This is a genomic window from Streptococcus sp. V940 (assembly GCF_054353495.1).
Genome location: NZ_JBTHHZ010000001.1, coordinates 179916 through 192268 on the forward strand (window position 1 = coordinate 179916; position 12353 = coordinate 192268).

At 40.4% G+C, this 12353-nt stretch carries 16 protein-coding genes; 14 read left to right on the top strand and 2 right to left on the bottom strand.

Features of this window, described 5'->3' with window-relative positions:
* The first annotated feature begins 63 nt into the window (after positions 1-63).
* The 14 genes from ACXYSM_RS01065 (at position 64) to ACXYSM_RS01130 (ending at position 11486) form a co-directional block, all read left to right on the top strand.
* Positions 64-849, top strand: coding sequence for an enoyl-CoA hydratase (locus tag ACXYSM_RS01065; RefSeq protein ID WP_373074958.1), 786 nt, complete (start codon positions 64-66; stop codon positions 847-849).
* A gap of 91 nt (positions 850-940) precedes the next feature.
* On the top strand, positions 941-1375 hold the full coding sequence (gene fabT / locus ACXYSM_RS01070) for a fatty acid biosynthesis transcriptional regulator FabT (protein WP_458634033.1): 435 nt from the start codon (positions 941-943) through the stop codon (positions 1373-1375).
* Positions 1375-2349, top strand: a complete 975-nt coding sequence (locus tag ACXYSM_RS01075) for a beta-ketoacyl-ACP synthase III (RefSeq protein ID WP_458634034.1) — start codon at positions 1375-1377, stop codon at positions 2347-2349. The genes fabT and ACXYSM_RS01075 overlap by 1 nt, the downstream gene beginning before the upstream one ends.
* 58 nt (positions 2350-2407) lie before the next feature.
* The gene (locus ACXYSM_RS01080) at positions 2408-2632 is read left to right on the top strand and encodes an acyl carrier protein (protein WP_000257840.1); all 225 of its coding nucleotides are present in this window, start codon (positions 2408-2410) and stop codon (positions 2630-2632) included.
* Positions 2633-2748: 116 nt separating this feature from the next.
* A complete protein-coding gene (fabK, locus tag ACXYSM_RS01085) occupies positions 2749-3723 on the top strand; it encodes an enoyl-[acyl-carrier-protein] reductase FabK (protein WP_004251880.1) in 975 nt (324 codons plus the stop codon).
* Positions 3716-4636, top strand: a complete 921-nt coding sequence (fabD, locus tag ACXYSM_RS01090) for an ACP S-malonyltransferase (protein WP_458634035.1) — start codon at positions 3716-3718, stop codon at positions 4634-4636. The genes fabK and fabD overlap by 8 nt, the downstream gene beginning before the upstream one ends.
* A gap of 32 nt (positions 4637-4668) precedes the next feature.
* Complete coding sequence (fabG, locus tag ACXYSM_RS01095) at positions 4669-5403, top strand: 3-oxoacyl-[acyl-carrier-protein] reductase (protein WP_458634036.1); 735 nt, start codon at positions 4669-4671, stop codon at positions 5401-5403.
* Positions 5404-5425: 22 nt separating this feature from the next.
* Positions 5426-6661, top strand: coding sequence for a beta-ketoacyl-ACP synthase II (gene fabF, locus ACXYSM_RS01100; RefSeq protein ID WP_458634037.1), 1236 nt, complete (start codon positions 5426-5428; stop codon positions 6659-6661).
* A 2-nt stretch (positions 6662-6663) separates the two neighbouring features.
* On the top strand, positions 6664-7146 hold the full coding sequence (gene accB / locus ACXYSM_RS01105; protein WP_458634038.1) for an acetyl-CoA carboxylase biotin carboxyl carrier protein: 483 nt from the start codon (positions 6664-6666) through the stop codon (positions 7144-7146).
* Entirely contained in the window at positions 7143-7565 is a 423-nt protein-coding gene (gene fabZ, locus ACXYSM_RS01110) for a 3-hydroxyacyl-ACP dehydratase FabZ (protein WP_414294453.1), read from the top strand. The genes accB and fabZ overlap by 4 nt, the downstream gene beginning before the upstream one ends.
* An 11-nt stretch (positions 7566-7576) precedes the next feature.
* A complete protein-coding gene (accC, locus tag ACXYSM_RS01115; protein WP_458634039.1) occupies positions 7577-8944 on the top strand; it encodes an acetyl-CoA carboxylase biotin carboxylase subunit in 1368 nt (455 codons plus the stop codon).
* A 32-nt stretch (positions 8945-8976) separates the two neighbouring features.
* The gene (gene accD, locus ACXYSM_RS01120; RefSeq protein ID WP_004251892.1) at positions 8977-9840 is read left to right on the top strand and encodes an acetyl-CoA carboxylase, carboxyltransferase subunit beta; all 864 of its coding nucleotides are present in this window, start codon (positions 8977-8979) and stop codon (positions 9838-9840) included.
* Positions 9840-10607 (top strand): acetyl-CoA carboxylase carboxyl transferase subunit alpha, encoded by a 768-nt coding sequence (locus tag ACXYSM_RS01125; RefSeq protein ID WP_458634040.1) that lies wholly within the window; start codon positions 9840-9842, stop codon positions 10605-10607. The genes accD and ACXYSM_RS01125 overlap by 1 nt, the downstream gene beginning before the upstream one ends.
* A gap of 153 nt (positions 10608-10760) precedes the next feature.
* Positions 10761-11486 (top strand): CPBP family intramembrane glutamic endopeptidase, encoded by a 726-nt coding sequence (locus ACXYSM_RS01130; protein WP_414314214.1) that lies wholly within the window; start codon positions 10761-10763, stop codon positions 11484-11486.
* 56 nt (positions 11487-11542) lie between these two features.
* Here ACXYSM_RS01130 and nusB read toward each other — a convergent pair whose 3' ends face one another.
* Positions 11543-11965 carry a transcription antitermination factor NusB gene (gene nusB / locus ACXYSM_RS01135; RefSeq protein WP_004251901.1) on the bottom strand — a complete coding sequence of 141 codons (423 nt, stop codon included), beginning with the start codon at positions 11963-11965 and terminating at the stop codon, positions 11543-11545.
* Positions 11958-12347, bottom strand: a complete 390-nt coding sequence (locus tag ACXYSM_RS01140; protein ID WP_036756919.1) for an Asp23/Gls24 family envelope stress response protein — start codon at positions 12345-12347, stop codon at positions 11958-11960. Before ACXYSM_RS01140 ends, nusB begins: the two co-directional genes overlap by 8 nt.
* Between the last annotated feature and the right edge of the window lie 6 nt (positions 12348-12353).

Consider the following 12353-nt stretch of genomic DNA (forward strand, 5'->3'; position numbering starts at 1 on the left):
AAGAAAAAGATATACTTTGAAGATAAAATAATTTAATCAGCTTTTTAAATTAAAGGAGTGGCTATGAATCATATTATCTTTCAAATTCAAGACGATTTAGCGGTGATTACTTTAAATCGTCCCGAGGTGGCAAATGGTTTCCATATTCCTATGTGTGAAGAAATTTTAGAAGCACTGGAATTAGCTGAAAAAGACGATTCTGTTTCATTTGTTCTCATCAATGCTGCTGGTAAGGTGTTTTCTGTCGGTGGCGATTTAGTTGAAATGAAACGTGCTGTCGATGAGGATGATATTGATTCCTTAACCCGAATTGCTGAATTGGTCAATACTATTTCTTATAAGATTAAACAGATTCCTAAGCCTGTTATCATGGAGGTGGATGGAGCAGTTGCTGGAGCTGCAGCCAATATGGCCTTGGCAGTTGATTTCTGCATCGCATCTGACAAGTCTAAATTTATCCAGGCTTTTGTAGGTGTAGGATTGGCTCCTGACGCGGGTGGCTTATTCTTGCTGACAAGATCGCTCGGTGCAACTAGAGCAACTCAATTAGCTATGACAGGAGAAGCTTTCACCGCTGAAAAGGCAATGGAGGCAGGAGCTCTATATCGTCTATGTACTAGTGAACAATTAGAAAAAACTAGAGAACAATTGTTGAAGAAGTTGAGACGTGGCTCTTCAAATTCCTATGCTGCGATTAAGAAACTTGTTTGGGAAAGTGAATTCAAGCAGTGGCATGAATATGCTCAACTTGAATTGGAACTACAAAAATCACTATCCTATACGGAAGATTTTAAAGAAGGTGTTCGTGCACATTCTGAGAGAAGACGTCCAAAATTTGTCGGGAAATAAAAAATACTTGCACTATTCTTTGAAGTTTGATATACTTTTCTTGTCAAATGTTTTGATTATTAAACTTTTTTTGATAAAGGAGGGAAGAGAAATGGACTACCAACAAGTCAATGACTATTTAACATCAATTTTTAACAACGTCCTAGTGATCGAGGAAGTAAGTTTGCGAGGTAGTCGTTTCAAAGACATCTCTATCAAAGAAATGCACACGATTGATGTTATCGGTAAGTATCCAGAAGTGACTCCAAGTCAAGTATCCAAAGAGTTGATGGTAACTCTAGGGACTGTGACAACGAGTTTAAACAATTTAGAGAGAAAAGGATATATCGAACGTATCCGTTCAGATCAAGATCGTCGTGTAGTGCATCTGCATTTGACAAAGAAAGGTCGCCTCGTACATCGTCTCCATAAACGTTTCCATAAGGCCATGGTCGAAAGAATTATCGAGGGCATGAGTCCTGAAGAAATGAGTGTTATGGGTAAAGGGTTAACTAATCTTTATCACTTTTTGGAGGATTTGAAGTAATGGCTTTTGCAAAAATAAGCCAGGTCGCTCATTATGCTCCAGAGCAGATTATCACTAACGAAGACTTGGCTCAGGTCATGGATACGAGTGATGAATGGATCTCAAGTCGAACAGGGATTAAAGAACGTCATATTTCCAAGTCAGAATCAACAGGAGATTTGGCTACAGAGGTTGCAAAACAACTTCTAGAGAAGGCAGGGATTTCTGCTGAAGAGCTAGATTTCATCATTATAGCGACTATGACACCTGACTCGATGATGCCATCAACCGCAGCTCGTGTTCAGGCAAAGATTGGCGCTCATAAGGCTTTTGCCTATGATTTAACAGCCGCTTGTAGTGGATTTGTTTTTGCCCTATCAACTGCAGAAAAGTTCATTTCTTCAGGAACATATCGCAAGGGTCTGGTTATCGGTAGTGAGACCATGTCAAAATCTTTGGATTGGTCTGACCGCTCAACAGCTGTCTTGTTTGGAGATGGAGCTGGTGGTGTACTACTTGAGGCAAGTGACCAAAAACATTTCTTAGCTGAAAGTCTCAATAGCGATGGTTCTCGTGGTGAGTGTCTCACTTATGGACTGACAGGATTGATTTCACCATTTTCGATTCAAGAAGAACCAGATGTTTTCTTGAAAATGGATGGGAGAGCAGTTTTTGACTTTGCAATTCGAGACGTGGCTAAATCTATTAAACAGACCATCGAAAAAAGTCCAATATCAGCAGATGAACTCGATTATCTCTTGCTTCATCAAGCTAATATTCGAATTTTAGATAAGATGGCTAGAAAAATCGGTGTCGATCGTGACAAGCTTCCTGCTAATATGATGAAATATGGAAATACCAGTGCGGCAAGTATCCCGATTTTACTTTCTGAGTGTGTAGAAGAAGGGCTCATCCATTTGGATGGTAGCCAAAAAGTTCTCTTGTCAGGTTTCGGTGGAGGTTTGACATGGGGCACACTTATTGTTACAATTTAGGTAATCATGTGGTGATCACATTGTTATAAAAAAACTATTTATTTTAAAGGAGTCTATCATGGCAGTATTTGAAAAAGTACAAGAAATTATCGTTGAAGAACTTGGAAAAGATGCATCAGAAGTAACACTTGAATCTACTTTTGATGATTTGGATGCAGATTCATTGGACTTGTTCCAAGTAATCTCAGAAATCGAAGACGCTTTTGATATCCAAATCGAAGCTGAAGACAACTTGAAAACAGTTGGCGACTTGGTTGCTTACGTTGAAGAGCAAACTAAATAATTAGAATAAATGAAGAAGGAGTAGGGGAGACCCGCTCCCTCTTGTTTAGGTAATAGTTTGACCGTCAAATTATAATAAAGTCGAACTATTACGTAAGCAAGACTTATGGAGGCAATATGAAAACACGTATCACTGAATTATTAAATATTAAATATCCTATCTTCCAAGGTGGAATGGCCTGGGTAGCAGATGGCGATTTGGCTGGAGCTGTTTCAAAAGCTGGTGGTCTCGGAATCATTGGTGGAGGAAACGCACCTAAAGAAGTGGTTAAAGCCAACATCGATAAGATTAAATCTTTAACAGACAAGCCTTTTGGTGTCAATATCATGCTCTTGTCTCCATTTGTTGATGATATTGTTGACCTTGTGATTGAAGAAGGGGTTAAGGTAGTCACAACTGGTGCAGGGAACCCAAGTAAATATATGGAGCGATTTCATGAAGCAGGAATCACCGTTATTCCTGTAGTTCCTAGCGTAGCTTTGGCTAAACGTATGGAAAAAATCGGTGCAGATGCTGTCATTTGTGAAGGTATGGAAGCCGGTGGACACATTGGTAAATTAACAACCATGACCTTGGTTCGTCAAGTTGCGGCGGCTGTTTCAATTCCTGTTATCGCTGCAGGTGGTATCGCAGACGGTGAGGGAGCTGCTGCTGGATTTATGCTTGGTGCGGAAGCTGTGCAAGTAGGAACTCGTTTTGTAGTTGCTAAAGAATCAAATGCTCATCCAAACTATAAAGCTAAAATTTTAAAAGCTCGTGATATTGATACAACCATTTCAGCACAGCATTTTGGACACGCAGTTCGTGCTATCAAAAATCAATTGACTCGTGATTTCGAACAAGCTGAAAAAGATGCCTTTAAACAAGAAAATCCAGATTTAGAGATTTTCGAACAAATGGGTGCAGGAGCTTTGGCCAAGGCTGTTGTCCATGGTGATGTGGATGGTGGTTCAGTGATGGCCGGTCAAATTGCTGGTTTGGTATCTAAAGAAGAAACAGTTGAAGAAATTTTAAAAGATATCTACTATGGTGCAGCTGAGAAAATTCAAAAAGAAGCCGCTCGTTGGGCAGGAGTTACAAGAAATGACTAAAACAGCCTTTCTATTTGCAGGTCAAGGAGCCCAGTACCTTGGAATGGGACGTGAGCTATATGACCAATATGCTATCGTCAAGGAAACAATCGACCAAGCTAGCCAAGTCTTAGGTTATGATCTTCGTGACTTGATTGATAACGATGAAACGAAGCTAAATCAGACTCGTTACACGCAACCAGCTATTTTAGCTACATCCGTTGCCATTTACCGACTACTAAAAGAGAAAGGTTATCAACCAGATATGGTTGCTGGTCTATCTCTTGGCGAATATTCTGCCCTTGTAGCAAGTGGTGCTTTGGATTTCGAGGATGCAGTGGCTCTAGTTGCTAAGCGTGGGGCTTATATGGAAGAAGCAGCACCTGCGGGGTCAGGGAAAATGGTAGCTGTGCTCAACACACCGGTTGAAGTTATTGAGCAAGCTTGTCAAGAAGCTTCTCAACTTGGTGTTGTGACTCCAGCTAACTACAACACTCCAAGTCAAATTGTTATTGGTGGTGAGGTAGATGCAGTGGATAGAGCAGTTGAACTCTTGCAAGAAGCAGGGGCAAAACGTTTGATTCCCCTAAATGTTTCTGGACCTTTCCATACAGCTTTATTGGAAGCGGCTAGTCAAAAATTAGCTCAAGCCCTGACAGAAGTTGAGTTTAGTGACTTTGCTTGTTCTCTTGTTGGCAATACAGAAGCAAAGGTTATGGAAAAAGACCGAATTGCAGAACTCTTAACGCGTCAAGTTAAGGAACCTGTACGTTTTTATGAGAGTGTTGCTCTTATGCAAGAAGCTGGGGTGACTCGTTTTATCGAGATTGGTCCTGGGAAAGTCTTGTCAGGATTTGTTAAAAAGATTGATAAAACTGCTCAACTTGCTAATGTGGAAGATCAAGCAAGTTTGCTAGCATTCTTAGAAAATTAGAGAAGAGTGATAGAAGTTCTGAAAGGAGAAAAATGAAACTAGAACAGAAAAATGTCTTTATTACAGGCTCAAGTAGAGGGATTGGTCTTGCCATTGCTCATAAATTTGCCAGCTTTGGGGCCAACGTTGTCTTGAATAGTCGTGGTGAGATCTCCGAGGAACTTCTAGACGAGTTTAAACCGTACGGGGTGAAAGTTCTTACGATTTCTGGTGATGTTTCTGACTTTGCAGATGCAAAACGCATGGTGGAACAAGCGATTGAGGAGTTGGGTTCAGTAGACGTCCTCGTTAATAATGCTGGGATTACTCAAGATACTCTTATGCTTAAGATGACAGAAGAAGATTTTGAAAAGGTCTTGAAAGTCAATCTAACGGGTGCTTTTAATATGACACAAGCAGTCTTGAAGCAGATGATAAAAGCTCGTGAGGGTGCCATTATCAATATGTCTAGTGTTGTTGGTTTGATGGGGAATATCGGTCAAGCGAACTACGCTGCTTCTAAGGCAGGTCTGATTGGATTTACCAAGTCGGTAGCGCGTGAGGTTGCCAACCGTAATGTACGTGTCAATGCTATTGCTCCAGGAATGATTGAATCAGATATGACTGCAGTTCTATCTGATAAGGTAAAAGATGCCATGTTGGCACAAATTCCGATGAAACAATTTGGCCAAGCAGAGCAAGTCGCAGAGGTCACAGCCTTTCTTGCAAGCCAAGATTATCTAACGGGACAAGTCATCGCAATTGATGGTGGACTTACCATGCAATAAGAGTTAAAATAGAGGTATGAAAATGAAACTAAATCGTGTAGTAGTAACAGGTTATGGATTAACATCTCCAATAGGAAACACACCAGAGGAATTTTGGAACAGTCTAAAGAACGGAAAAATTGGAATTGGTGAAATTACCAAGTTTGATCACAGTGCTTTCGACGTCCATAATGCAGCGGAGATTAACGATTTTCCTTTTGACAAATATTTTGTAAAAAAAGATACTAATCGTTTCGATGATTATTCTTTGTATGCCTTGTATGCAGCTCAAGAAGCAGTCAACAATGCAAATCTTGATGTAGAGTCGGTTGATAAAGATCGCTTTGGTGTCATCGTTGCATCAGGTATCGGTGGAATCAGAGAAATCGAAGACCAAGTCCTTCGCCTTCACGAAAAAGGACCAAAACGTGTAAAACCATTGACACTTCCAAAAGCTTTGCCGAATATGGCGGCAGGGAATGTTGCTATGCGCTTTGGTGCCAATGGTATCTGTAAATCTGTCAATACAGCTTGTGCTTCATCAAATGATGCTATTGGAGATGCCTTCCGCTCTATCAAATTTGGTTTCCAAGACATCATGCTCGTTGGTGGATCAGAATCTTCTATTACTCCATTTGCGATTGCTGGTTTCCAAGCTTTGACAGCTCTTTCAACAACAGAGGATCCAACGCGTGCTTCTATTCCATTTGACAAAGATCGTAATGGATTTGTCATGGGAGAAGGATCAGGTATGCTAGTACTTGAGAGCTTAGAACACGCTGAAAAACGTGGAGCAACTATCTTGGCTGAAGTTGTGGGTTACGGTAACACTTGTGATGCCTACCATATGACTTCTCCACATCCAGAGGGCCAAGGAGCTATTAAAGCTATTAAACTTGCCTTGGATGAAGCAGAGATTACTCCAGATCAAGTAGCTTATGTTAATGCTCACGGTACTTCAACTCCTGCTAATGAAAAAGGAGAAAGTGGAGCAATCGTAGCTGTTCTTGGTAAGGAAGTACCTGTATCGTCAACGAAGTCATTTACAGGTCACTTACTTGGTGCAGCAGGTGCAGTTGAGGCTATTGCAACAATTGAAGCAATCCGTAACAACTATGTACCGATGACAGCTGGAACTACAGAATTGTCAGACTACATTGAAGCAAACGTTATTTATGGACAAGGCTTGGAACGTGAAATTCCTTATGCTATCTCAAATACCTTTGGATTTGGTGGGCATAATGCAGTTCTTGCTTTCAAACGTTGGGAGAATAAGTAAAGATGAATTTAAATGAAATCAAAGACTTGATGGCACAATTTGACCAGTCAAGCTTGAGAGAATTTTCTTATAAAAATGGAACGGATGAGTTGCTTTTCAGTAAGAATGAAGCAAAACTTATTTCAGAAACAAGTCCAGCACCTCAACCAGCGGTTTCAGCAACTGAATCTACAGTTGCACCACAAACCCAAACTGTAGCTCCAGTTGTAGAAGCAGTTTCAGAATCAGGTGCTGGTGAATCTGTAGCCGAAGGGGATCTTGTAGAAAGTCCACTTGTCGGAGTTGCATACTTGGCTGCCGGACCAGACAAACCTAATTTTGTTTCAGTCGGTGATACGGTTAAAAAAGGCCAAACCCTGGTCATCATCGAAGCTATGAAGGTCATGAACGAAATCCCAGCACCTAAAGATGGTGTTGTAACAGAAATTCTGGTTGAAAATGAAGAAATGGTTGAGTTCGGGAAAGGCTTGGTACGTATCAAATGATTAATATTCAAGGAATTAAAGAAGCTTTGCCACACCGTTATCCCATGCTCTTAGTAGATCGTGTCTTAGAAGTTAGTGAAGATACAATTGTTGCCATTAAAAATGTAACGATTAACGAACCTTTCTTCAATGGTCATTTTCCTCAATACCCAGTTATGCCTGGAGTCCTCATTATGGAAGCCTTGGCTCAGACAGCAGGTGTTTTGGAATTGTCTAAACCTGAAAACAAAGGGAAACTTGTCTTCTATGCTGGCATGGATAAGGTTAAGTTTAAGAAACAAGTTGTTCCTGGTGATCAGCTTGTCATGACAGCAACTTTTGTCAAACGTCGTGGCACAATCGCCGTAGTAGAAGCGAAGGCAGAAGTAGATGGTAAGCTTGCAGCAAGCGGTACTCTGACCTTTGCTATTGGAAACTAGGGAGGTTTTCCATGTTTCGTAAGATTTTAATTGCCAATCGTGGTGAAATTGCTGTTCGTATTATTCGTGCGGCACGAGAGTTAGGAATTGCTACAGTTGCTGTTTATTCGACTGCTGACAAGGAAGCTCTCCACACGCTTTTGGCTGATGAGGCTATCTGTATCGGCCCTGGGAAGGCTACAGAATCTTATCTGAACATCAATGCCATCCTATCAGCTGCGGTCTTGACTGAAGCTGAAGCTATTCACCCTGGATTTGGTTTTTTAAGTGAAAATTCCAAATTTGCAACTATGTGTGAAGAAGTCGGTATCAAATTTATCGGGCCATCAGCTCGAGTAATGGATGTCATGGGAGATAAAATTAACGCCCGTGCTCAAATGATTAAGGCTAATGTGCCTGTCATTCCAGGATCAGATGGTGAAGTTCATACTGCAGAAGAGGCTCTGGCTGTTGCCGAAAAAATTGGTTATCCAGTTATGCTGAAAGCTTCAGCTGGAGGTGGTGGTAAAGGAATTCGTAAGGTTGAAAAGGCAGAAGATCTTGTATCAGCCTTTGAAACAGCCTCTAGTGAAGCCAAAGCAAACTTTGGTAACGGGGCTATGTACCTCGAGCGCGTGATATATCCTGCTCGCCACATTGAGGTACAGATTCTTGCTGACCAAATGGGACATGTGATTCACCTAGGTGAGCGTGACTGTTCGCTTCAGCGGAATAACCAAAAGGTTCTAGAAGAAAGTCCTTCGATTGCCATTGGGAAAACACTGCGTAATGAAATTGGTGCTGCAGCAGTCCGTGCAGCGGAGTCTGTTGGTTATGAAAATGCGGGTACCATCGAGTTCCTACTAGATGAAGCAAGTGGCAAATTCTACTTTATGGAGATGAATACTCGTGTCCAAGTAGAACATCCAGTAACCGAATTTGTTTCTGGTGTGGATATTGTCAAGGAACAAATCCGTATTGCGTCAGGTCAACCTTTGACTCTGAAACAAGAAGATATTATTCTAAAAGGACATGCTATTGAGTGCCGTATCAACGCAGAAAACCCAGCCTTTAATTTTGCACCGAGCCCAGGTAAGATTACTAATCTTTATCTACCAAGCGGTGGTGTTGGCTTGCGTGTTGACTCTGCAGTTTATCCAGGGTATACCATTCCACCATACTATGATAGTATGATTGCTAAAATTATTGTTCATGGTGAAAATCGTTTTGATGCACTCATGAAAATGCAAAGAGCTCTTTATGAACTCGAAATTGAAGGGGTCGTCACCAATGCTGATTTTCAACTCGATTTGATTTCAGATCGTCGTGTGATAGCAGGGGACTACGATACTTCATTCTTGATGGAAACTTTCTTACCACACTATCAAGAAAAAGAATAATATAAAAAGTATGAGACTGAAAAGGGGGATGTATGGCTCTATTTAGTAAAAAAGATAAATATATACGAATTAATCCCAATCGTTCACTTAGAGAAAAGCCCCAAGCCAAGCCTGAGGTTCCAGACGAACTCTTCTCAAAATGTCCAGGTTGTAAACATACCATTTACCAAAAGGATTTGGGAAGTGACCGTATTTGTCCTCACTGTGGCTATACCTTCCGTATTTCAGCTCAAGAGCGTCTTGCTTTAACCATTGATATGGGAAGCTTCCTAGAGATGTTTACAGGAATTGAGACGCAAGATCCATTGGAATTTCCAGGCTACCAGAAAAAATTAGCCTCTATGCGTGAAAAAACAGGTCTTGATGAGGCTGTTGTTACAGGAACTGCTTTGATTAAGGGCGAAAAAGTTGCTCTTGGAATCATGGATTCTAACTTTATCATGGCGTCTATGGGAACAGTAGTTGGTGAAAAAATCACTCGTTTGTTTGAATACGCGACAGCTGAAAAATTACCAGTCGTCTTATTTACAGCATCTGGTGGAGCACGTATGCAAGAAGGAATCATGAGTTTGATGCAGATGGCTAAAATCTCTGCAGCAGTCAAACGTCATTCCAATGCAGGTCTCTTTTACCTAACAATCCTTACTGATCCAACAACTGGTGGTGTTACAGCTTCCTTTGCTATGGAAGGGGATATTATCTTGGCAGAGCCTCAAAGTTTGGTAGGATTTGCTGGACGTCGTGTCATTGAAAATACCGTAAGGGAAGATTTGCCAGAGGATTTCCAGAAGGCAGAGTTTTTGTTAGAACATGGATTTGTGGATGCGATTGTTAAACGGAGAGAATTGCCAGATATGATTGCTCGATTAGTAAGGTTACATAAGGGGGATTGTTGATGAATATTGCAAAAATCGTCAGAGAAGCACGTGAACAAACCCGCTTAACTACCTTGGACTTCGCAACAGGAATATTTGATGACTTTGTAGAGCTACATGGTGATCGCTCTTTCCGAGATGATGGTGCTGTTATTGGTGGTATCGGTTGGTTGGGAGACCAAGCAGTAACTGTTGTTGGAATTCAAAAAGGTAAAAGCTTACAGGATAATCTTAACCGTAACTTTGGACAACCTCATCCTGAAGGTTATCGAAAAGCCCTTCGCTTGATGAAGCAGGCTGAAAAATTTGGCCGTCCTGTTGTAACTTTTATCAACACGGCTGGAGCCTATCCTGGTGTCGGAGCAGAAGAGCGTGGGCAAGGTGAAGCTATTGCCCGTAACCTCATGGAGATGAGTGATCTTAAGGTGCCAATTATTGCCATTATTATCGGTGAAGGTGGCTCAGGAGGGGCTTTAGCTCTTGCAGTAGCTGACCGTGTTTGGATGTTAGAAAACTCGATCTATGCAGTTCTCAGTCCTGAAGGCTTTGCGTCTATTCTATGGAAGGATGGCAGTCGTGCCATGGAAGCTGCAGAGTTGATGAAAATTACTTCTTTTGAATTGCTAGATATGAAAATTGTTGATAAGGTTATCTCTGAGGTAGGTCTATCAAGTAAAGATCTAATCAAGCAAGTCAAAGAACAACTCCGAGCAGAACTTGATGAACTTGGTAAACTGCCACTAGAGCAGCTCATTGAGGAACGTTACCAACGCTTTAGAAAATACTAAAAAGTAAGCTAGGACTAAGATATAGTTCTAGCTTTTTGGATTCTATAAAATACATTTCAGAATGAAAAATTGACTCTTGTAAAAATATCTGTTAATATAACAAGGGATGCGTGTGCTATAAAAATAAGTCAACAAAGCTTTTTGGGAGTGAGTATGAAAAAAATAGGTCATTTGGGAATCTATACATTACTGGTATTCCTATCAATTTATCTACTAGATTTCAGTAGTCTTTATCTGGCTAAGATGTTTGTCTGGGGTATGGATGGCTATTCTATTATTGTAGCAGTAGAGCAACTAGCTCTTTTAGGACTATTTATCTATTGGCTAAAAAAGAAAAGAATGCTCTATATTTTTGAAAAAAAGGGCTCGAAGAAATCCAGATTCTTTTACCTTTTAGTTAGTTTAGTGGCTGCTTATTTTGTCCGTCAGTTGTTAAGTGCTTTTTACTTACAGTTTAGTCGCTTCATTAATAATCACTATATCTTTGAAGACCTTCTTTCGGTCCTATCCTTCAGTGAGCAATCTACTATTTTAACGACTTGCTTCTCTTTTATTTCCGTTGTCATTTTGGGGCCTATATTGGAGGAGATTGTTCATAGAGGCTATTTTATGAATACCTTTTTCCCTAAGTCCAAATACTACTTGGATGTCATCTTATCAGCTCTTATATTTGGGCTCAGTCATTTGGTATTGTCCCATCGCGACCCCATCAGTTTGATGATTTATTGTTTTTTCGGTCTTTTCTTTGCTTTAGTCTACCGTTGGACAAAGAATTTAAAAATCACAATCCTGTGCCATAGTTTTATTAACTTTCTCATTCATGCAGATTTCATCTGGTTATTCCTTTCTAATTTTATCTATGATCGTTTTTTTAGATAGAATTTGAGGAGACAAATAAAAAAGTGTTTGACAGAGGTCAAACACTTTTTTGAGATTTAGTTTTCTTCAGTTACGAATTGACTGAGTAGTCCGTTGATGAAACGGGCTGATTTTTGATCTGAGAAGCTTTTTGCAAGTTCAATAGCTTCATTCACAGCTACAAGTTGAGGAGTATCAAAGGAAGTGATTTCGAAAACTCCTAAACGCAATAAATTCTTTTCAACTAAGGTTAAACGTTCAATCGTCCAACCAGACTTTAAATGCTGAGTGATTTGTTTGTCTAGTTCCTCTTTTTGAGCTTGAACACCAGATACAAGATCGATTAGGAAGCTAGGGAGTTTTACCTCGTCGTCTTCTCGATCATGAGTATAAGCGAAGCGACAAGCAGTTTCAATATCAGAACCATATTCAAGACTCATCAGTGCTTGGAAGGCACATTTTCGTAGTTCGCGTCTAGATTCTAATAATGGACTAGTCATTGAGGAAGTCCTCATCAAACAAATCTGTTAATGCTGGTTTTGGTGTTTTATCTGGTGCAATACCAGCAACGTGAATATTCACAGCATTGAGTTCTACATCAGCCATATTACGAACGGCATCTTTTACAGCTTTTTGAATAGCCATTGCAACCTTAGGAACCTTGACACCATACTCAAGATAGAGATAGATATCAGCTATTAGTTCTTCTTCAGATTCTTTTAGATAGACGCCACGACCGAGTGAAAGTTTTGAAAGGGTGTCAGATACTGATTTATTTGAAAAAGAGTGGACACCATCAACTTTGGCTGTAGCGATTGCAATGATTTTTTCAAGTACACGTGGGGCGATAACGATTTCGCCTAATTGTTCTTCAATTCCCATAGAATG